This window comes from Janthinobacterium sp. BJB304, from assembly GCF_002735765.1.
In the GTDB taxonomy this organism is placed as follows: domain Bacteria; phylum Pseudomonadota; class Gammaproteobacteria; order Burkholderiales; family Burkholderiaceae_D; genus Janthinobacterium.
In genome coordinates, this window is sequence record NZ_PDZN01000003.1 from 288,521 (window position 1) to 309,682 (window position 21,162).

19 protein-coding genes and 2 tRNA genes are annotated in these 21,162 nt (G+C 63.2%); 10 read left to right on the forward strand and 11 right to left on the reverse strand.

The features are described from left to right. The first annotated feature begins 15 nt into the window (after positions 1–15). The 3 genes from CSQ95_RS05365 to CSQ95_RS05375 all read left to right on the forward strand — a co-directional run bounded on the left by CSQ95_RS05365 (position 16) and on the right by CSQ95_RS05375 (position 1,512). Positions 16–1,080, forward strand: a complete 1,065-nt coding sequence (locus tag CSQ95_RS05365) for an NF038122 family metalloprotease (protein ID WP_099408774.1) — start codon at positions 16–18, stop codon at positions 1,078–1,080. Positions 1,081–1,267: 187 nt separating this feature from the next. Next, positions 1,268–1,352 (forward strand) — tRNA-Leu (locus tag CSQ95_RS05370). Between the two features lie 75 nt (positions 1,353–1,427). Continuing rightward, positions 1,428–1,512: transfer RNA gene (locus CSQ95_RS05375), tRNA-Leu, on the forward strand. Between the two features lie 97 nt (positions 1,513–1,609). Here the strand turns inward: CSQ95_RS05375 and CSQ95_RS05380 are convergent. Beyond that, positions 1,610–2,461, reverse strand: coding sequence for an NAD(P)H-binding protein (locus tag CSQ95_RS05380; protein WP_099408775.1), 852 nt, complete (start codon positions 2,459–2,461; stop codon positions 1,610–1,612). Positions 2,462–2,575: 114 nt separating this feature from the next. Here CSQ95_RS05380 and CSQ95_RS05385 point away from each other — a divergent pair, with 114 nt between their 5' ends. The 4 genes from CSQ95_RS05385 (at position 2,576) to phaP (ending at position 6,297) form a co-directional block, all read left to right on the forward strand. Then, positions 2,576–3,004 carry a helix-turn-helix domain-containing protein gene (locus CSQ95_RS05385; protein ID WP_099408776.1) on the forward strand — a complete coding sequence of 143 codons (429 nt, stop codon included), beginning with the start codon at positions 2,576–2,578 and terminating at the stop codon, positions 3,002–3,004. A 91-nt stretch (positions 3,005–3,095) separates the two neighbouring features. After that, positions 3,096–5,336 carry an ATP-binding protein gene (locus tag CSQ95_RS05390; RefSeq protein WP_099408777.1) on the forward strand — a complete coding sequence of 747 codons (2,241 nt, stop codon included), beginning with the start codon at positions 3,096–3,098 and terminating at the stop codon, positions 5,334–5,336. Between the two features lie 47 nt (positions 5,337–5,383). After that, the gene (locus tag CSQ95_RS05395; protein WP_070310501.1) at positions 5,384–5,578 is read left to right on the forward strand and encodes a hypothetical protein; all 195 of its coding nucleotides are present in this window, start codon (positions 5,384–5,386) and stop codon (positions 5,576–5,578) included. Between the two features lie 107 nt (positions 5,579–5,685). Beyond that, positions 5,686–6,297, forward strand: coding sequence for a TIGR01841 family phasin (phaP, locus tag CSQ95_RS05400; RefSeq protein WP_070218072.1), 612 nt, complete (start codon positions 5,686–5,688; stop codon positions 6,295–6,297). Positions 6,298–6,499: 202 nt separating this feature from the next. Here phaP and CSQ95_RS05405 read toward each other — a convergent pair whose 3' ends face one another. Beyond that, a complete protein-coding gene (locus CSQ95_RS05405) occupies positions 6,500–7,729 on the reverse strand; it encodes an MFS transporter (RefSeq protein WP_099408778.1) in 1,230 nt (409 codons plus the stop codon). A gap of 156 nt (positions 7,730–7,885) precedes the next feature. Here CSQ95_RS05405 and CSQ95_RS05410 point away from each other — a divergent pair, with 156 nt between their 5' ends. From CSQ95_RS05410 to CSQ95_RS05420, 3 genes are all read left to right on the forward strand, one after another. After that, on the forward strand, positions 7,886–8,590 hold the full coding sequence (locus tag CSQ95_RS05410; RefSeq protein WP_099408779.1) for an SMI1/KNR4 family protein: 705 nt from the start codon (positions 7,886–7,888) through the stop codon (positions 8,588–8,590). A 95-nt stretch (positions 8,591–8,685) separates the two neighbouring features. Further along, positions 8,686–10,338, forward strand: a complete 1,653-nt coding sequence (locus tag CSQ95_RS05415) for a VRR-NUC domain-containing protein (RefSeq protein ID WP_099408780.1) — start codon at positions 8,686–8,688, stop codon at positions 10,336–10,338. Continuing rightward, entirely contained in the window at positions 10,335–12,599 is a 2,265-nt protein-coding gene (locus CSQ95_RS05420; protein ID WP_099408781.1) for an ATP-dependent DNA helicase, read from the forward strand. The genes CSQ95_RS05415 and CSQ95_RS05420 overlap by 4 nt, the downstream gene beginning before the upstream one ends. Positions 12,600–12,615: 16 nt before the next feature. On the opposite strand, the gene CSQ95_RS05425 is transcribed toward CSQ95_RS05420, so the two are convergent. The 9 genes from CSQ95_RS05425 to senA all read right to left on the reverse strand — a co-directional run bounded on the left by CSQ95_RS05425 (position 12,616) and on the right by senA (position 21,110). Beyond that, positions 12,616–13,044: an XRE family transcriptional regulator gene (locus CSQ95_RS05425; protein ID WP_099408782.1), complete on the reverse strand. Its 429-nt coding sequence runs from the start codon at positions 13,042–13,044 to the stop codon at positions 12,616–12,618. A 21-nt stretch (positions 13,045–13,065) separates the two neighbouring features. Next, the gene (locus CSQ95_RS05430) at positions 13,066–13,467 is read right to left on the reverse strand and encodes a type II toxin-antitoxin system RelE/ParE family toxin (RefSeq protein ID WP_099408783.1); all 402 of its coding nucleotides are present in this window, start codon (positions 13,465–13,467) and stop codon (positions 13,066–13,068) included. Between the two features lie 58 nt (positions 13,468–13,525). Beyond that, on the reverse strand, positions 13,526–14,254 hold the full coding sequence (locus CSQ95_RS05435) for a LytTR family DNA-binding domain-containing protein (RefSeq protein WP_099408784.1): 729 nt from the start codon (positions 14,252–14,254) through the stop codon (positions 13,526–13,528). Between the two features lie 11 nt (positions 14,255–14,265). Further along, positions 14,266–15,342: a sensor histidine kinase gene (locus tag CSQ95_RS05440; RefSeq protein WP_099408785.1), complete on the reverse strand. Its 1,077-nt coding sequence runs from the start codon at positions 15,340–15,342 to the stop codon at positions 14,266–14,268. 6 nt (positions 15,343–15,348) lie between these two features. Continuing rightward, entirely contained in the window at positions 15,349–16,170 is an 822-nt protein-coding gene (locus CSQ95_RS05445) for a LiaI-LiaF-like domain-containing protein (RefSeq protein WP_099408786.1), read from the reverse strand. Continuing rightward, positions 16,160–16,543, reverse strand: coding sequence for a LiaI-LiaF-like domain-containing protein (locus tag CSQ95_RS05450; protein ID WP_099408787.1), 384 nt, complete (start codon positions 16,541–16,543; stop codon positions 16,160–16,162). The genes CSQ95_RS05445 and CSQ95_RS05450 overlap by 11 nt, the downstream gene beginning before the upstream one ends. A gap of 381 nt (positions 16,544–16,924) precedes the next feature. After that, positions 16,925–17,839: an NAD-dependent epimerase/dehydratase family protein gene (locus CSQ95_RS05455; protein WP_099408788.1), complete on the reverse strand. Its 915-nt coding sequence runs from the start codon at positions 17,837–17,839 to the stop codon at positions 16,925–16,927. Between the two features lie 94 nt (positions 17,840–17,933). Further along, positions 17,934–19,880, reverse strand: a complete 1,947-nt coding sequence (locus CSQ95_RS05460; protein ID WP_099408789.1) for a UvrD-helicase domain-containing protein — start codon at positions 19,878–19,880, stop codon at positions 17,934–17,936. A gap of 33 nt (positions 19,881–19,913) precedes the next feature. Further along, positions 19,914–21,110: a selenoneine synthase SenA gene (gene senA / locus CSQ95_RS05465; protein ID WP_257217957.1), complete on the reverse strand. Its 1,197-nt coding sequence runs from the start codon at positions 21,108–21,110 to the stop codon at positions 19,914–19,916. Positions 21,111–21,162 lie beyond the last annotated feature (52 nt).

Sequence of the window (21,162 nt, forward strand, 5' to 3'; positions counted from 1 at the left end):
TGCTGGAGCGCCGCCATGAAAAGCCTCGTCGCCGTCCTCGCCTTGATGTTACCTATCAGCACTATCGCCTCGCCCCTGTTCAATCTGCAATACGTACCCGGCACTTCGCTGCAGGCGCAGCAGGGATTCCAGGCGGCGGCCGCGCGCTGGTCGCGCGTCCTGAAAGACAATGTCACCATCGAGCTGACGGTGGGCTTCAATTCGCTGGGCGGCAACATCCTGGGGCAAACGGGCTCGTCGGAAGCGTTTTACCGCTACAGCGACTTTCGCGGCGCCCTGGCCGCCGACGCCACGTCCACCATCGACCAGCGGGCGCTGGCGCACCTGCCAACGGGCAACAGCGTCGGCATGCTGATCAACCGCACGGCCAACAGCCCCAACGGACCCGGCAGCGCCCTGCCCTATCTCGACAACAATGGCGACGCCAACAATCAGTATTTATCCCTGAGCAATGCTGAAGCCAAGGCCGTCGGCCTGGCGCCGCCGCCGCAATCGCTGGACGGCTGCATCGGCAATTGCGACGGCTTCATCCAGTTCAACAGCGATTTCAACTTCGATTTCGATCCCGGCAATGGCATCGGCGCCCGCAGCATCGACTTCATCGGCGCGGCCATGCATGAAATCGGCCACGCATTGGGCTTTCTCAGCGGCGTGGATATCCTCGACTACAACTCGCCGCCGCTGGGCGGCCCCTATGACGACACGGAATTTACCTACGTCTCGGGACTGGACCTGTTCCGCTACTCGGCAGAAAGCGCCGCGGCCGGCGTGATCGACTGGACGGCCGACAACCGCGACAAGTATTTCTCGCTCGATGGCGGCGCGACGCGCGGTCCGCTGTTTGCCAACGGCAGCTTTCACGGCGACGGCGACCAGGCCAGCCACTGGCGCGACAATTTACACCTGGGCATCATGGACCCGGCGGTGGCATACGGCGAATTATTGCGCCTGCGCTGGAACGACTTGATCGCCCTCGATGCCATCGGCTGGGATATCGCCCCGAACGCCATCCCGGCGCCGGGCACCTTCCCACTGCTATGTCTGGCACTGATGCTGCTGGCATGGCAGCAACGACGCTGACTACGCTGAAAAAACAGGCAGTTTTACGCCATTTCTCATAGGGAAAACCCTTTTTTCAGCAGAAAAGGGGGTTTCTTGAAGAAAAGAGCAAAATGTTCATTGACCGAATCGCCGCCAACCCTTATTATTTTGTCCGTCGCTGCAGAACACGCAGCAGACAGCAAGCAGCAGCAAAACGCAGCACAATGCCCACGTGGCGGAATTGGTAGACGCGCATGGTTCAGGTCCATGTGCCTTCGGGTGTAGGGGTTCGAGTCCCTTCGTGGGCACCACCAGCAACGAGTTGTTTTCGTTGTAGTCCGCAGTACAGTAGTGAGATACAGCAGTAAGCAACAAGCAGCATCAGTGCCCACGTGGCGGAATTGGTAGACGCGCATGGTTCAGGTCCATGTGCCTTCGGGTGTAGGGGTTCGAGTCCCTTCGTGGGCACCATTACCTAATTCGCAAAAAGGCCGCAAACTTTCACGAGTTTGCGGCTTTTTTCATTCCAGAATGCCGCGCGGCTTCCCCAACCTGCGGCACCCTCCCCTTATTTGCCCAGCGCCGCCTTCACGGCGTCAAGCAGCGTCGTCGTCGGACGGCCTGTCAGCGCGCTCAATTGCTTGCCGTGGTCTTCCAGGCCGCCCTTGGCCGCGCCCGCGTCGGAATCGGCCAGCAACTCGGCAAACCCTTCCGGCACGCCCACACCCACCAGCGCCGCCTTGAAGTCCGCCTGCGGCAAATCCTTGTAGACGATCGCCTTGCCCGACTGGCGCGCCACTTCGGCCGCATACTCGGCCAGGGTAAAGCCGTGGTCGCCGGCCAGTTCATAAATGGCTTGCGGCTGGGCCGCCGTCAGCACGGCAGCGGCGGCGGCCGCATAATCAGCGCGCGCGGCCGACGAGAAACGCCCGTTTTGCGCCGCGCCCAGCACGACGCCATGCTCGAGCACGGGCGCCAGGTGTTCCGTATGATTTTCCAGGTACCAGCCGTTGCGCAGGAACGTGTACGGCAGGCCGGACGCGCGGATGGCCGCTTCCGTGATCACGTGTTCGGCGGCCAGGCCCAGCGGCGACGTATCGGCGCGCAGGACACTGGTATAGGCCAGCAGGGAAACGCCGGCGCGCCTGGCCGCATCGATGACGTTCTGGTGCTGCTGCGCGCGCTGGCCCACTTCGCTCGACGAAATCAGCAAGATTTTCGTTGCACCCTTGAATGCCGCATCGAGGCTGGCGCCATCGTTGTAATCGGCCTGGCGGACCTGCACGCCCTTGGCGGCCAGGCCGGCGGCCTTGGCCGGGTTGCGCACGGCGGCAATGATGTTGGCTGCGGGAACGGATGCGAGCAGGCTGGCGATGACGTGCTGGCCCAGATTGCCTGTGGCGCCGGTGATGACGATCATGATTTCTCCTTGGAGGGTGGCTGGTAAAACCCTATAATAGGACTATTACTTACTTATTGTAAGTACGTACCTTTTGGTAAGTATGGATTACCCTCACATTGAAGACCAACTATCATGCCCACAGACACTCCCGGCGCCAGCCTGCGCGCCGCCCTCGCCCGCCAGAACCAGGAGGCGCACCTGCTGGCGGCCACCTGCCCGTCGCGCGCCGTGCTCAGCCACCTGACCAGCCGCTGGGCCGTGCTGGTGCTGGTACTGCTGCTGAGCGGCACGCGGCGCTTCAGCGAACTGCGCCGCGAAGTGGGCGGCGTCAGCGAAAAAATGCTGGCGCAAACCCTGGAAGCGCTGGCGGGCGACGGCTTCGTGCTGCGCCAGGCGTATCTGGTGATCCCGCCCAAGGTGGAATACAGCCTCACGCCGCTGGGGCGCGAGGCGGCCGAACGCCTGGCCGTGCTGGTCGACTGGATCGAAGACAATTACCCGCGCATCGAACAGGCGCGCGCGGCCCTGGATGCGGCACCGGCAGCGCAAAATGCGGCTTGAGCAGATTGCTTTTGATCATCAAGAATTATCGTTTACTCCTACTTGCCTTGATGTAATACTAGGCCCATGAACCGCGTAAGGGCGCGACACCATGAATCAGTTGATTTCTTCCATCACCGACCGGGCCAATGTGCTGCTGGTCAGCAATTCGCCGAACGAAGTGCGCGAACTGCTGTATGTGCTGGACCGGCATAACCTGGGCACGGGGCTGGCGGGCGATATCGACGAAGGCGTGGAACTGGCGGCCGGCGGCACGGACCTGATCCTGCTCGACGCGGCTCTGGCGGGTTCGAATATCGGCGCCACCTGCATGCGTCTGCGCAATGCGGGCGGACGCCACAGCGTGCCCCTGCTGCTGATGTCGGCCACACCCAGCGCCGAGGAGCAGGGCCGCAGCGTGGGCGCCGGCGCTTCCGACTACATCAAGATGCCCTTCAATGCGCGCGACGTGGCGGAAAAAATCCTCATGGAACTGGCCTTGCACAAGGCCGAAGCTTCCGCGCCGCATGCCGCCACGCCGCCGCGCCCCGTGCATCCGCAAACGCTGGAAGTCAATTACCACTCGATATTGGCCGGTTCACCCGACGCCGTGCTGCTGTTCGATATCGACAACGAGCTGCTGATCGACGCCAACCACCTGGCCGAAGAACTGTTCGGCATGGCACTGGCCGAGTTGCTGCAAGGCGGCATGGAGCCGCTGTTCCCCAAACATCAGAGCGATGGCCGCGCCTCGCCGCAATTGCTGGAAGAAAAGATCCGCGATACCCTGCAAGGCAAGATCGTCGTCTTCCGCGCCAGCTGCTGCCACCGCGACAGCCACCCGATCGCCTGCGAAATCCGCCTGATGCGCCTGTCCGTTCCGGGCCGCCAGCTCGTGCATGCGCGCATCATCGACTTGACCGAACGCAACCTCGCCGAAGCGATGCGCTCGGGCCAGAGCGCCCTGCTGGAAATGGTCGCCAAGGGCGCGCCCCTGGTCCCCACGCTGAACCAGCTGCTGCTCTTGATCGAAGGCCAGTCGCGCGGCGTGCTGTGCTCCATCATGCTGCTCGACGACGACGGCACCCACATGCACAGCGCGGCCGGTCCCAGCCTGCCGACCGAGTACATGGCCCTGCTAGAAGGCGTAGCCATCGGCCCCGGCGTGGGCTCCTGCGGCACCGCCATGTTCCTGCGCGAACAGGTGGTGGTCAGCGACATCATGCGCGATCCGCTGTGGGCGCCCTACCGCGAGCTGGCCGCGCCGTTCGGCTTGCGCGCGTGCTGGTCGCAACCCATTTTCGGCCAGGATGGCGCCGTGCTCGGTTCCTTCGCCATGTACTACCGCGAAGTACGCCAGCCCGATGCGCGCGACCTGGAACTGATCGACACGGCCACCGACCTGGCCGGCATCGCGATTGGCCGGATGCGCCATGAACGCGAGCTGCAACGCCACCGCACCCACCTGGAAGAGCTGGTGGCCGAACGCACGGCGGCCCTGACGCAGGCCAAGGAACACTCGGAGCAGACGAACCGCGAGTTGGCCGCCGCGCTGGAAAACCTGTCCATCACGCAGGAAGAACTGGTGCGCCGCGACAAGTTGGCCGCGCTCGGTGCGCTCGTCGCCGGCATCGCGCATGAACTCAATACGCCGATCGGCAACGGTCTGGTGGTGGCCACCACCATGGCCGAACGCACGCGCGAAATCCAGGCCAGCTTTCTCGATGGCCTGCGCCGCTCCGAACTGGGCGCCTACCTGACCCAGGCCAGCGAGGCGGACGCCATCATGCTGCGCAACCTGCAGCGCGCGGCCGACCTCGTTTCGAGCTTCAAGCAGATCGCCGTCGACCGCGCCAGTTCGCAACGCCGCCACTTCCTGCTGCGCCAGTTCGTGGCCGAACTGATGCTGCCCCTGTGCACGCAGCTCAAGGCCGCCGGCCTGAGCCTGACGCAGGACGTGCCGGAGGGCCTGGCGATGGACAGCTATCCGGGTCCGCTGGGCCAGGTGCTGAGCAACCTGCTGGAAAACTGCCTGCGCCACGCCTTCGAGGGCCGCAGCGGCGGCACCATAAACGTCAGGGCGCGCGGCAGCGACGACGGGAAGACGATCACCATGTCCATCGCCGACACGGGCGTGGGCATCGCCGCCGACGACCTCGTGCACGTCTACGACCCTTTCTTCACGACCAAGCTCGGTTCCGGTGGTTCGGGCCTGGGCTTGCATGTGGCGCACAACATCGTCACTGGGGTGCTGGGCGGCCATATCGACGCCACCAGCAGCATCGGCGACGCCAGCGGCACCACCTTCACCCTGCAGCTGCCCGCCGTGGCGCCGCAATCGCCCGCCCCCTGAACGGCAGGCACGCTACAATGCCGGCAGGCTTTTCTTTCGGAGTACTTATGAAATACCTGATCGCCACGGCTCTGCTGGCCGCCTGCGCGTACGCCTCGGCCGGACCGGCGCCCTGGTACAAGTGGCGCAGCAAGATCGACGGCACCCTGTCGTGCGCCCAGTCCACCCTCGGATTTGGCTGGGAACTGGCCTCGGGACCGTACAAAGATAGCCGTTGCGAAAAACCGGCGCTTGTTAAATAATGGGGCCATGACCACACGGGGCACCGGCTTGAGATCAAGCGATGGCAATGCGGCGTCGAAAGAGTATGGAACGATAAGAACGTATCTATTCAAACCGAGGAGACCACATGTTTACGAATCCCGAACAATTCGCATCGGCCACCAAGGCCCTGTTTGAATTCCAGCTGATGACCTTCAACACCCTCACTTCCAAGGCCGTGCAAGGCGTGGAACAGGTGCTGGCATTGAACATGGCCACCGCCAAGTCCGGCATCGAGGATGGCCTTGCCGCCGGCAAGGAAATCAGCCAGGCCAAGGATCCGAAGGCTGCCATGGCCGCCGCCGCCGCCCAGCTGCAACCGGGCGTGGCAGGTGCAAAAGCGTATAAACAGCAACTCGACGACATCATCAAGGAAATCCACACAGAATTCACCACGGCCGCCGAAGCCCATGTGGCCGAAGCGAAAAGCAATCTGAGCGCCCTGATCTACGACGTCACGAAAAACGTGCCGCCAGGCTCGGAAAATGCCGTCGCCATCGTCAAGGCCGCCATCGACAACGCCTTCCTCGGCTACGAGCAGGTGACCAAGGCCACGAAACAGGCCGTGAAGACCGTGGAAGAGCAGATCGCCAAGGCCAGCGCGCAAGTGGCGCAGGCCACGGAAAAAGCGACGGCCGGCGCACAGGCTGCGGCTGAAAAAGCGGCGCCTGCCGCCAAGCCGAAGGCTGCTAAAAAGTAAGCGATACAGGCCGGACTAGCGCGGCAACGCCGCGCGTAATCCGGCGCATTGTTGGCGCCAATGGTGATGTCGGGTTACGCGCGCAGCGCTAACCCGACCTACAACCGGGCCGACGACGCATCCACCGGCACGAGCCGGTACACGCACCACCTCCCCTCCAGCAGATATTCGCCGCCGATACCCGCCGAAAGATGGCCAGCGCCTAGCTGCAGAAATCCTGGCGAGCCTTCGCCTCGACGGTTCCGGCCAGCTGGCGGCGCCAGGCCGCCATGCGCCATGCGGCCCAGGCGGCGGACAAGGCGCCCGCGACGAGGATCAGCCGCGTGTCGATCAGGGTCAGCACGGAGCCGCTGAGGGCCACGACGATGTTGGCGATGCAAAAGGTGGTGGCCAGCAAGCCCATCACGGCGCCCTGTCCGTGCGCACTGAAGCGCTCGGCGCACCAGCCCTGTATCACCGTGTTGTACAGCGCATTCGGAATGCCGAACAGCACGATGGCGGCGATACCCACCCAGATATTGCCCAGCGCCAAAATCCCCACGGCCAGCGCCACGCCGCACGCATACCAGCAGGCCCGCAGCAGCGGCGCATGGCGGCTGGGACCGCCCGCCAGCAAGGACGTAATCGTCATCGTGCCGCACAGGCCCACATTCACCCAGGCAATCTCCTGCGCATGATAATGGGCCGTCTCGACCAGCCACAGCGGGTAGAACTCATAAAAACTGGCCACGCCGCAGGTGAACGCCAGTTGCACGATGAACAGGGTGCGCAGCTCCTCATGGCGCAGCAAATTGAGCGAATGGCGGTCGCGCGCCACTTGCCACCACGACGTCGTCAATAGCGAGGGCGTTTCGCGCGGCAAGCCGACGGCCACCAGCACGGCGACGAGCATCAGCGCGGCGGCGGCGATCCAGAACGGCACCGTCACGCCCCAATGCAGGGTCGCGCCCGCCAGGATCGGGCCCACCAGCCAGCCCAGGTAAAACGCGCCGTTCAGCCACGACATGGCGCGCAGGCGCAGCGCTCCCGTCAGCTGGTCGGCCAGCATGGCGCGCGCCACGGCGCCGTTACCCTCCAGCAAACCCGTGATGAAACGGGCGACGATGAACAGCGGATAGGACTGGATCACCAGCGCCCAGGCCGTGATGGCGTGGCCGATGGCGGCGCCCACGGCCGTGCGCATCAGCAAGGGGCGGCGGCCGTAGCGGTCGGACAGCGGCCCCAGCAGGGCCGAACCGATCAGCAAGCCCAGCGGGTTGATGGTCAGCGCCAGACCGAACAGCAATTTGGATGGCAAGCCGAGGAAATTGTTGAAGGCATTGGGCGCCTCGGCCGCGAACAGGGGCGGCAGGATCGGGTATGGCAAGGAAGCGCCGATGGTCGACAGCAGCGCCAGCAGGCAGGCGGCGGAAATCAGGATGATGTTTTTCATGCGGGCTCAGCGAATTTTAGTCTGGTAAGCATACGTTGACCATGCCACACAAGCAAACTTAAATATCTATTAATCATGCCATCATTGCCGCCATGAAGCGCGCCAGGCATCGCCTCGGCTATCATGCCGCCATGACCCACGTTGAACAGGACAAACATGACACTGTCAGAAATTGAAAGCAAACTCGGCTTTATCTATCCTGCGCTGTACCGGCAGCTCGAGCGCGACGGCATGCTGGCCGTGGGCGAATATGGGCCCGACTGGTACAAGCTGGTCTATCCCACCTTGACGGAGCGCCCTACCCTGCTGTTGCATGCCGATGATTTCGAATTGCTCAACATCAAGGCCGTGGCCGAAGAGGCGGACACCTTGCGCGACGCGGACGATTACCGGCAGATCGATCCGGCCTTCCGCTTCATCCCGTTCGCGCAAACGGGCGCGGGCGACCACTACTGCTTTTTCGCCTCCGGCCAGCAGGACGGCGATATGCCCGTCGTGCTGCTGTGGCATGACCAGAATGAAGCGCAGTACCTGGCGAAAAACCTGCAGGATTTCGTGTTCCACATGTTGTTGAACAACATGGCGGATCAGGATACCTATAACGAGGTCAGCGACGAGGCATTCAGGGAACAGCTGGCCAACACCCTGGGCACGCATGCGCGCTACCTGACGGCGCGGCAAGCCGAAGTGCTGCAAACCTTGCTGGCCAGGGACATCCTCGATTACGAGGTGACGTTGCCGAAAGGACGCAAGCAGGCGCACCGGGGCTTGCTGACCGACATCGAACTGGCCAGCCTGCGCGCCGAACTGATTCCCTACGAAAAGTTTGATACCTGTTTTGCCTACAGCGCGGCTGGCTGAACATAAAATCGCTGGGCAAGCGGCGGCTGAAGGTTTAAACTGTATATAAACACAGTAAAACCGATCATCTTGCATCTTGCCCTATTGCCATCCCCATGTTGAAAGTCCTGGAAAATCCCCTGTACTATCTGGATAATTTCCAGGACGTGCTGAACTGGATCAGCGCCCGTTACGCCGATCTGCTGAGTGCGGAAGAAACGCGCTTCATCGCCGCCTTCGGCGCACTGCCGCAGCCATCGCGCGCCCTGTTCGTGCGCCTCGTCATGCGCCAAGGCTGCCTGTTTCGCGCCAGTAAGCTCAATTATCCGGAAATCGGCGACACGCGCGCGGCCGCCCTGCCCTTGCTGGCCCTGGCATGGGTGGAAGCCGATCCCGTCATTGCGCTCGACGAGCTGTTCGACTTGCTGCTGAAAGCGGAAATCGCCCAGGCTTTCGATCTCGCCCCGTCCCTGAAGGCGGCGCGCAAGGCCGAGCAGCTGGAGGTCTTGCGCGAGCAGCATGCGGAAAACAGACCGTTTTCCGCATGGCATCCGGCCTGCCGCGACGTGCTGTACCGCATCGGTTTGCAGCCCCTGTGCGACCGCCTGCGCCTGATTTACTTTGGCAACTATCATCAGGACTGGTCGGAATTCGTGCTGTCCGACCTGGGCGTATACAAGTATGAAAAAGTGGAATTCTCGCCCGAGTCGCGCGGTTTTCGCACGCGCCAGGATATCGAGCACTATGAAGTACTGCACCAGTGCCGGGAACGCTACAACGACAGCGCGCCGGCGGACGAAGTGCTGCAGGAACTGGCCGCGCTGCCATTGCCAGAAGACAATACCTGGCTGGCCAGCCGGCGCGACAAGCTGCGTTTCCAGATCGCCCAGCACCTGGAGAAATGCCAGGACTGGCCGGCCGCCTACCGTGCCTATGCCGATTGCCGCTATCCGGGCGCCCGGGGCCGCGCCATCCGCGTGCTGGAAAAAGACGAGCAGCCGCAAGCGGCCTATGAACGCCTGACGATCGCCCTGGCGGCGCCGGAAAGCGAGGCGGAACAACAATTGCTGCTGCGCATGGCCCCCCGTTTGCGGCGCAAGCTGGGCCATGCGAAGCAGGCAACCAGCACCCCCGCCGCCGTGGACCGCATCGACCTGCTGCTGCCCTGCCCGGAACAGGCGTGCTACGTGGAAACGGTGGTGCGGCAACACCTGATGCAGGACGATGCCCCTGTGTACTACGTGGAAAACACCCTGATCAACTCGCTGTTCGGCCTGCTGTGCTGGCCCGCCATCTTCAAGGCCATGCCGGGCGCTTTCTTCCACCCGTTTCACCGTGGCCCGGCCGACTTGCACAGCGCCGATTTTTACCAGCGCCGCAGCATCGACTTCGCCGCCTGCCTGGCGCTGCTGGACGACGGCGGCTACCACGCCGCCATCCGCGCCACCTTTGACGCCAAGCACGGCATCGTTTCGCCCTTCGTCAGCTGGGAGGCGCTGGACGACGGCTTGCTGGACCTGGCGCTGGCCTGCATGCCCGCCGCGCACCTGAAGAAGGCGTTCGAGCGCATCTTGCTCGATATCAAAAGCAACCGCAGCGGCTTGCCTGATCTGATCCAGTTCTGGCCGGCGGAACGGCGCTACCGCATGATCGAAGTCAAGGGTCCGGGCGACCGCCTGCAAGACAACCAGCTGCGCTGGATCGCGTATTGCGCCCAGCACGCCATGCCCGTCAGTGTGTGCTATCTGCAATGGCAGGCGGCGGCATGAGCGCCAGGAGGTACACGATCGCCGTGCGCGCCCTGTGCGAATTCACGGCCAAGATGGGCGACCTGGACCTGCGTTTCACGCCCTCGCCCACGGCGCAGGAAGGCATGGCCGGCCACGCCACCGTCACGGGCCGGCGCGACGACGATTACCAGCGCGAAATCAGCCTGTGCGGCGACTTCGGCCCCCTGCACGTGCGGGGCCGCGCCGATGGCTACGACCCGGCGCGGCGGCAGCTGGAAGAAATCAAGACCTACCGGGGCGAACTGGACACGATGCCCGCCAACCACCGCCAGCTGCACTGGGCGCAGGCGCGCATCTACGGCCACTTGCTGTGCCAGCAGCTGAACCTGCCCATGCTGCGCGTGGCGCTCGTATATTTCGACATCGCCAGCCAGAAGGAATCGGTCATGCACGAGGAATGCACGGCCGAGGCGCTGCGCCTGTTCTTCGAGCAGCATTGCGCGCTGTTCCTCGACTGGGCCGAACAGGAAATGGCGCACCGCGCCAGCCGCGACGCGCAGCTCACGGCCATGGCCTTTCCCCACGCGGACTTCCGCCCGGGACAGCGCCAGCTGGCCGAAGCCATGTACAAGGCCAGCAGCCGCGGCTGCGGTTTGCTGGCGCAGGCGCCGACCGGTATCGGCAAGACGGTAGGCAGCCTGTTCCCCATGTTGAAAGCGACGGCCGCGCATGGCCTCGATAAACTGTTTTTCCTCGCTGCCAAGGTGCCGGGCCGCCAGATGGCGCTCGACGCCTGCGCCATCCTCAAGGAGAGCGCCCCGCTGCTGCCCTTGCGCGTGCTGGAACTGAGCGCCAAGACCAGCGCCTGCGAACACCGGGACAAAGCGTGCCATGGCGAATCGTGTCCGCTGGCCAAGGGTTTTTACGACCGCCTGCCGCTGGCGCGCGAGGTGGCGCTGGCCAGCGGTTTGATATTGGACAAGGAAGCCGTGCGCGCCGTCGCCTTGCAGCAGGGTATTTGCCCGTATTACCTGGGCATGGAATTGGCACGCTGGAGCGACGTCGTCATCGGCGACTACAATTATTATTTCGACCTCAGCGCCATGCTGTATGGCATGACATTGGCCCACGACTGGAAAGTCAATGTGCTGGTCGACGAAGCGCACAATATGGTGTCGCGCGCGCGCAGCATGTATTCGGCCGAACTGGCGCAGATCGACCTGAAAATGCTGCGCAAGTTCGCGCCCGAAGGGCTGAAAAAGCCGCTGGACCGCCTCTCGCGCCAGTGGACGGCCTTGTTGAAAGAGCAGGATGGCGATTACCACGTGCATGCGGCCTTGCCCGACAAATTCTTTGGCGCCCTGCAAGGCGTGGCGACAGCCATCGGCGACTACATGGCCGAACATGCCACGGCTCTGGACGAAGATTTGCAGCGCTTCTATTTCGACGTGCTGCTGATCAACCGCCTGGCGGAAAGCTTTGGCGAGCATTCGCTGTTCGACGTGAGCAAGACGGAGACGGGCTCCACCGTCTGCATTCGCAACATCGTGCCGGCCCCGTTCTTGAAAGAGCGCTTCGCGGCCAGCCACAGCACGGCCCTGTTTTCCGCCACCCTGAGCCCGTGGAATTACTACAGCGACACCTTGGGCATGCCGGCCGACACGGCCTGGGTCGACGTGGAATCGCCATTCCAGGCGGAACAACTGTCCGTGCGCGTGGCCGATACCATTTCCACGCGCTACCAGCACCGCGCCGCTTCGCTGCTGCCCATCGCGCAATTGATGGCGAAGCAATACGCAGAAACGCCGGGCAATTACCTGGCCTTCTTCAGCAGCTTCGATTACATGGAAAAGACGGCCACCCTGTTCGCCCAGCACTACCCGGACGTGCCCATCTGGCAGCAGCCGCGCCGCATGGATGACGGTGCCCGCGCGCAATTTCTGGGCCGTTTCGGTCTGGAAACACGCGGCATCGGCTTTGCCGTGCTCGGCGGCGCCTTCGGCGAAGGCATCGACCTGCCCGGTGCCCGGCTGATCGGCGCCTTCATCGCCACCCTGGGTTTGCCGCAGATCAATCCCGTCAACGAGCAGATCCGCCAGCGCATGGGCGACATCTTCGGCGCCGGCTACGACTATACGTATCTGTATCCGGGCATGCAGAAGGTGGTGCAGGCGGCCGGCAGGGTCATCCGCACCCAGTCGGACAAGGGCGTCGTCTACCTGATCGACGACCGTTTTTCACGCCCGGAAATCCGCCAGCTCTTGCCCACGTGGTGGGATGTGCAGCTGGCTGGCGGATAGCACGCGGTTAATCTCTTCAGGTGTTGCCAGCCCGCTTGCGCAGCACACTGGCCTTCCGCTTTCGGGGGGGCGTCGCAGACTCAGCAAGTGCGCTGTCATGGACATCGGCATCAACTTCCTGGCTACGCAGAAAATTCTGCAGTTCGATACGAACGCCGTTTTGCGCGACGACCGACAATTCCAATGTCATGCCCAGCGATTGCAGGAAGCGGCGCAAGGTCGAGACATAGGTATCGGTACGCTTTTCCAGCTGGGAAACGGCATGCTGTTGAATCCCCAGTTCCCTGGCAACCTCCGCCTGGGTCTTGCCCACGGCCTTGCGGAAATCCGTCAGCGTGGCGGCATGCGCTATCATTTCCTGCATTTTTTCCTGGGACAGAGCCGCAATTTTTGCCTGACGCTCGGCCGGCAAACTGTGGATCACGTCGTTCAGATTTCTTCCCATGGCAAGCTCCTGTTCCTGAAATCATCTCCTGCCTTTGCCCTGCCTTGCTTTCGCCGTGGTCAGGTTTTTGAGGTGTTGCTCGTAGCGCGCATTTGCCTTGAACAACAAATCCCTGTAAAACCTGTCCTCGCCGACACCCTGCTTGGCTGCCGCAACCAGAATCACCGCCTCTCGCCGGGTATCGAAAGCAAAGACCGCACGCCACACCTCTGCCCCGTTATTGCCCTTGAAACGCAGCTCTTTCATGTTCGGGTGTTTAGGATTTTTCAACGTCCCGACATGAGGACGCCCGGCAGCCGGCCCCAGCTTCGACAGCGCATCGGCACTCGCCAGCAATTCATCCTGGACATCTATCGGCAGAGCATCGAATTCCGCATCGAAGTCATCGTGAAACGTGACCGGCCAAGTCTTCGGCGCATTCAATTATCATCTCCTGATGATATCACGCATAGATGATTATGCATCTACGCCACAGAAAATGCTAGCCCACCAATAATCTGAGTTTCTGATAGCCCGCCTTGCTCACCGGTATCCTCGTCTCGTCGCGCAGAATGGCCACGTGGCTGTCCTTGGTGGCCGCCTCGATGCGGCGGATGCCGTCGATATTGAGCAGGTACGACCTGTGTACGCGCAGGAACTTGGCGGGATCGAGCTGGATTTCCAGCTCCGATAAGCGTTGGCTTTTCAGGTAGGACTTGCCCTCGGAACGGATGCTGATGTAATCGTCCTGCGCCTCGATGTAGTCGATGCGCGCGCTGGCGATGACGTGGACCTTGGCGCCATCGCGGATCAGCACGCGATCCAGGGGCGCGGCGCGCGTGGCCGCCTCGCGCGCCACCATTTGCACAGTGTCCGGCGTGCTGCGGTTGGCGCGCGCATGGGCCAGCGCCTGCTCGAAGCGCTGTTCGCTGAACGGTTTCAGCAGATAATCGAGCGCATGGCATTCGAACGCCTTCAAGGCGTACTGGTCGTAGGCCGTGACAAAGATCAGCTTAGTCTTTGCGCCGATCAGCTCGGCCACTTCAAAACCGTCCAGGCGCGGCATCTGGATGTCGAGGAACACCAGTTCCGGTTCCAGTTCCGCGATGGCCTTGACGGCGTCGAAGCCATTGGCGCACTCGGCCACGATGTCGATATCGTCATGGCGCGCCAGGTATTCGCGCAACACGCTGCGCGCCAGTAATTCATCATCGACGATGGCCACCCGCATTCTTGCCTGCATCATGCTTCCTCCGTGTCACCGGTCTGCGCCGGCATCGATAGCGTAACTTCAAACGTCGCGCCGTGCCGCGCCCAGTGCACGCCGGCCTCGTGGCCATACGCGCCGGCCAGGCGCTGGCGTACATTTTCCAGGCCCACGCCATTGCCGCGGGCTGGCCCTTGATCCGCATCAACAGGATTGCGCACGGCGATCTGCAACAGACTGCCCGCGCGCCGGACTTCGATGGCGATCAGGCCGCCCTCCGTCAAGCCGCAGATACCGTGCTTGACGGCATTTTCCACCAGCGGCTGTATCAGCATGGGCGGCAGCAAACAGGCCAGCGCGGCAGTGTCGATGCTTTCCACCACTTGCAGGCGCGTGCCAAAACGCACTTGCTCGATGGCGAGAAAGTGGCGGATCAGCACCAGTTCCTCTTGCACGGTAATGTGCTTGTGCGCTTCCAGGCTCAGGCTCTGGCGAAAGAAACTGGCCAGCTGCACCGTCATCTGGCGCGCGCCCGCCGCATCGATAGACGTCAGGGCGCTGATGGAGTTCAGGCTGTTGAACAGGAAATGCGGATCGATTTGCGTGCGCAGCATGCGCAGTTGCGCTTCCTGCGCCATCAGCTGCGCTTCCAAGCCCCGCTGCTCGGCCATGCTGGCGCGCACGAATTCGAGCAGCAGATAATGCACGGCGGCGGCCAGACAATACAGCAGCGCGCCCAGGCCGAAGAACAGGGCCAGCAGCGACTGCGTCAGGTCCACGCCCAGCCAGTGCTGCTCCAGCAACAGGCTGACGCTGTTCAGAAATTGCAGCAGGGTCGCCCACAGCAAGCCCGCGAACAGGGCCGCCACGCCCATCACGCCGGCAATGGCGAGCGGATGGCGGGCGTGCAAGGGATAGGCGCGGCACAGGTAAAACGCGGAAAAGCCCGAACCGATCGCATACACGAGCGTGGCGGGCACCACCAGCAGGGTCGCATTGAGCCACGGCGCATGCGCCACCCTCGCCAAGATGGCGGCCAGGGCCAGGCCCAGCGCGATGCAGACCAGGAACACCACCACGGCGCCGCGCCGCTTCGACAAGGGTCCGGACATGCGCGCCTAGTTGCGGATTTCCAGGCCGCCCATGATGGCGTAACCCGTCACGTACAGGCGCTTGTTCTGGTTCGGCGGCACGATGGTCTTTTCCTCGAAGCCGCCAAGGATGGGCGTGCCCTGCAGCACCACGCTCCAGTCGGGCGGAATCTTGATAGTGACGCCGCCGCACAGGGCAAAGACGTTGAGCACGGCTTCGCCGTCGATCGATGCCTGGCGCAAGTCGATTTCGCAGCCCGCCATGATGACGTTGATATCGCCGCCCCTGAAGCGCTGCGACGACACGCGCCGCACGTAGCCGCCGAGGATGGCCGTCACTTCGATGATGCTGTCGTCGTCCGCCTGGCCGCCCGTGCCGGGTGCTGCAGCGGCATCGGCATCGGCGGCGTCCTTGTCGAGCGATACGGCGCCATTCCTGGCCTGGCCGAATGCGTCGGGCGCTGCGCTAGCCTCGGGCGGCGCGGCAAAATGCCGGCGGCGCTGCCGCTGCTGTCCGCCGGGCAAGGATTTCGACACGACGGCCACGCCGGCGGCGATGATGAGCAGCGGCCACAGCATGCTCCAGTTAATATAAAACAAGCCCATGGCTTTCAGGGTCCAGCTCAGGCCCAGCAAGACCATCACGCCGCCGAGAATGTAGCCGGAGCGGTTATGGCTTTGCGATATTTTCAGCAAGCCGAAAATGATGAGGATGGTGGGCCAGAAACGGAAGGTGTAGCGCACGTTGATAAAGCCCAGGTTATCGAGCAGGAACAGCAGCCCCAGGCCGATGACGATGACGCCCAGCACGATCTGCGATGGCGAGTGCAGCGGCGGTCTATTTTTCATGCTCGGACTCCCGGTAGGCAATAAAGTGTTTGTTCAACAACGGCTCCAGCACGAGGCCCACGCCCCAGGCGATCAGCAAGGCTGGCCAGCTATTGTAGAAATTCAAGTTCCACAGTTCTTCATACGACACATACCACCAGGCGGCAAAGAAGATCAGCCACAGGCCGCTCAGTACCTGCTTGGCGGACACGGGCGTGAGCAGCTTGTTGAGGCCGAAGACGGCCAGTATCAGCGGCCAATAATGCCATAGTGCATAGTAATCATGAAGATAGATCACATCGAGCCGGTCCAGCAGGATCACGGCGCCGATGGCGATCAGCAGCACGCCCCACAGCAGCTGGGTACGGCGGTAGTACGCTGGTTCAGGTTTCACGGTCGCCCCTTGAAGTTAATTGATCGTAAAGATACGCGGATTTCGGCCGCGCGAAAACAGCGCTTCGGCGAGTGGCGGACAGGTGGCGGTGAATGGCGCAACGGCGGTACGACAGGCAAAAAAAAGACCGGCTAGGGCCGGCCTTGAAGGGGTTCGCAGTTCACACCGCGACCTGGAGTTGCAGTGCATGGCTGCCTGGCGCAAGCGCGCCGGCAGCGGAAATCTGGTGCCGATCCTTGAGGCGACCGGCTGACCTGCTGGAAGATCGAACATGCCGCCAACTTCACGGCAGTGCGTCTCAACCAAGCAAAGGCATCATACTCCCGATCGGGCAAAAGCACCGTTCGCTAGCGCACACAGATGCGGATTTGCTGAGCTGCATCAAGCAGTCGTGGCGCGCGGCGAACGCAGCATGTCGTTCCCGATCCATGCCAGCACGGACGGTCCCTGCGGCTGCCAGCCCAGCAGCTTGCGCGCCCGCTCGCCGCGCACGCGGCTGTTGGAGCCGAGGCCGTAGGAAGCCATCTCGTAACCCCATTCAGCAATCGCCTCGGGCAGCGGCCAGTCCTGCGCAGGTCCCAGGTCCAGCGCCTCGGCGATGGCGGCCGTCATGTCGCGGAAAGCCGCTTCGCCCGACTCGACAAAGTAAAAGGTGCCGGCCGGCGAGTTTTCCAGCGCCAGCAAATACAGGCTGACGACGTCGTCGATATGCACGTTGGACCAGATATTGCGGCCCGGACCCACGTGGCGCACGATGCCGCTCTTGCGCGCCTGTTTCAATAAGCGGGGCAATTGCACGCTGTCGCGCGGCAAGGCACCGTGGCCGTAGATCAAGGTGTTACACAGCACGCTGGCGCGCACGCCCTGGCCTGCGCTGGCCAGCACCAGCTCATCGATGGCGACCCGTGCCACCTTGTCGGCCGTGGGCGCCGGCAGCTTGTCTTCATAATAGATCTGTTCCGTACCCTCGCCGCCCGACGCGTCGCCCACAATGGACGAGCCGCTGGTGTGGAGGAAAGGCTTGTTGCTGCCGGCCAGCGCTTCAATGATGGCTTCCACGGCGCCCCGGTGGTCACTGCTGGCGGCATTGATGACGGCGTCCGCCGCCCTCGCCTGTTCGATGATCAGCTCGCGGTGGTTCAAGGTGCCGACGATGCCTTGTACGCCGATGGTGGCCAGCTCGGCCACCTGCTCCGGCTTGCGCACGAGGCCCGTGACCTGATGGCCGGCGCGCACGAGGCCCGCCGCGATGGAACTGCCGATGAAACCTGCCGCGCCTGTCAAGAATACTCGCATCATTACTCCTTTGTTGGTTCAGATTGCAATCAATCACAGCAACAAAGTATGCCCGCTTTCGTCTTTCGCAAAAAGCGGCCGCGCGGCAAAAGGTTTATGACTTGGACGCAACAATCTTCTGCTTGAGCTGCAGGGCGGCGATGTAGCGGCTCCGGTAGGCGGGGTCTTCCGGCGTCAGCAAGCTGAGCCTGTCGCGTGCGCGCGTGGCGGCCACATAGAAACGGTTCTCTTCTTCCAGCGGGTCGGTCTTGCTGCGCGGGAATTCATCGACGGCCAGGTAGGGCAGGATCACGTGGTTGTATTCGAGGCCCTTGATCTGGTCGATGCAGGCGATGACGAGTTTGGCCTTGCCGGTCGAGACCGTCACGGCCTCTTCCATCTCGCCCAGCCAGCCGGCAAAGCCGCCCAGCGCCACGCCCGCTTCGCGGCATACGTCGATAAAACCGTGCAGGGAACGGGCCACGACCCGCGCCTGGGCCGGATCGACATAGATGCGGCGCGCCGTCTGTTCCAGCTGCATCAGGCCAAAGATGTGCTGCAGCGCGTCGCCGGCCAGGGCGTCGGGGGGCAGCGCGCGCAGGTAGTCGACGGCGGCCAGGGTCAGCGCCGCCTTGTCCTGGTTCTGCGACTTGGCCAGCTGGTTCGTCAAGAAGCCTTCCAGCAAGTCAGGGTAATTGGCCACGTCGGCCTTGGCTTGCTGCAATTCCGCGCGTGTAAAAGGGATTTCCGCGAAGGCCACCAGGGCTTCGAGGATTTCGCCGCGGCGCGGGCCGCTCTTGATCGCGTGCAAATCCTTGCGGGCGATGGCGACCATGCCGCGCAGCATCAACACTTCCAGGCTCAGCAGATAGCTGTTCATGTCCACCAGGCCATACGCGATGCCGCTCTGGAACAGGGCCGTTTCCACGCGGATCGCTTGGTCGCGGTCGCGCAGCAAGATGGCCGTCGTGCCCGCATGCGCGTGTTCGAGCGCGGCGATCAGCTGGGCGCTGCACGCCTGCGGCTGCGCATGGTCATACTCGAGCAGCTCGATGTGGGTGGCGCGCGACAGGGCCGACACGCTGGGCTTGTTCTTCAGCACGCCCACGGCCTGCGCCAGCTGCGGGCCGTAGCGGTAGGACGCCGTCAGCGGCAGGCGTTGCAAGGCGGGAAATTCCTGCTCGAAGCGCTGGCGCAGGAAGCGGTGGTCGGCGCCCGACCACGTGTAGATCACTTGATCCTTGTCGCCGGCGCCGCAGAAAAAAGCGTTGCCACGGCGTATCAACATGGTCAGCAGGCGGAACGACGCTTCGTTCAAGTCGTGCAATTCATCGGCCACGATGATCTGGAAGGCCGGCAATTGCTGGCGCAGCGGTTCGTCGCCGTCGAGCATGCGCACGAGGTCGTAGGTGGCGTCGAACGGGGCGCGGAACTGGATATCGCCTGTGTCGGCGCCGCGCAAGCCCTCGTATTCGCGCAGCCACAGATAATGCGTGCGCGACATGCCCAGCATTTCCAGGTTGTCATCGAGGGAATTGCTCTCGAAGTCGGGATTCTGGAAATCCAGGCGCGCCTTGGTGCGCAACTGCAATTTCAGGAATTCGGCGATGGCCCCGTTGGTCGTATTGATTTCCAGCGGATAGCGGTGAGCGTATTTCTCGGAGACCACTTCCAGCGCTTCCCAGGCCACGGGGCGCAGCTCTTCATCGCTACGCATGATTGCCACTTGCATGTTTTCCAGCTGCAACAGCACCTTGGCGGCAAAGGCGTCGAAGGTATCGACGGTCAGGCGCTTGACGACACCCAGCGGCACGCCCACTTCCAGCAGGCGCTGGCGCAGGGCCACGCGCGCCGCTTCCGTGAAGACGAGGGCCAGCATGCGTTCAGGCGCGCGGCCCCGGTGCAGGGCTTCGGCCAGGCGCAGGGCCAGGGTCGTCGTCTTGGCCGCGCCGGCATTGGCATCGATCAAGACCACTTTCTTTTGCGCCGTCTGGATGGCGACCTGCTCCGGCGTGGGCGTGATGCGTTTGGGAATGAACTGCGGGGCGTTATCTGTACTCAAGGGTATCCTGAAATGATGTCTGTTCTCGGCGCGCTACCAGGCGCAGGTGCGCAGGCCGGCAAAGATGTCGCCCCGTTCGGGCGCATGGAAGGCGCGCATGCGGGCCGAATGCAGGCGCGGCGGCGTGGCGAAGGAGGCGCCGCGCAGTACCTGGTGCTGCATGAAATACGGCGCCGAATATTCGCGCCAGGCATCCACCGCAAAGCCCGGATACGGCTCGAACGGCGTCGCCGTCCACTCCCACACCTGGCCCCAGTGAAAGCGCGGATGGCCGGACAGCGCAGCATACTCCCATTCCGCCTCGGTCGCCAGGCGGCGCCCGGCCCAGGCGCAGTAGGCCTGCGCTTCATACAGGTTGATGTGGCGCACGGCTTCGTTCGGCGGCAAGGTCGTGCGCTGGCCGAAACGCATGGTGCGCCACTGCGTCGCTTCGCGCAGCCAGTACAGGGGCGACGAGCGCTCCTGCCGCATCAGCCAGGCGCTGCCGGCCGCGCTCCAGAACTGGCGGTTCTGGTAACCGCCATCGGCGACAAAATCGGCAAACTGGGCATTGGATACGGCGCAGGCATCGATGGAAAACGGCGCCACGTAGCAGCTGTGGGGCGGCGATTCATTGTCGAAGGCAAACCCGTTCCCGCGCGGCGAGCCCAGTACGATGGTACCGCCAGGAAAAGCGATCTGGGCCGCTCCGGGCGGCAAGGCAGGGCTGGCAGCGAGGGATTCCGGTGCTGCCAGGCCCAGCCATTGCAGGCCGGCCAGCATTTCCTCGCCACACAAGTCTTCATGGGCCAGGGCCAGCCGGTACGGCGCCAGGGCGCTGTCGACATTGGCTTCGCGCGACAGTTTATCGAGAACCCTGTCGAGTACTTCGTGGCAATACGTTTTGACGGCGCCGGGGCTGGGCAGTTCCAGCGTCCAGCGCGCGCGCTGCTGCACCATGTTGGCGTCGAACAAGTCGTCGCCGCGCGTCAGCAGGGAGTTATAAATGGCATCGGCCGGATGGCTGGACGCCGCTTCGCGCAGGATGAACCACTCGGCAAACCAGGCGATCTGCGCCAGTTGCCATAAAGGCGGATTGAGGCGCGGATGACGGGGCAGGCCCGCCACCACATCCAGGCCGGCAGTGACGTAACAGTCGAACAGGGAAAGGGTGTCCTGGCGCGCGGCCAGCAGCGACTGGGCCAGTTGCTGCGCGCCGGCGTGGCGAAAAGAGGCGTTGATTAAAGTCATAGCCAGATTGTAACGACTTATGGCAACCTTGCACTAGTCGCACAGGAAACAG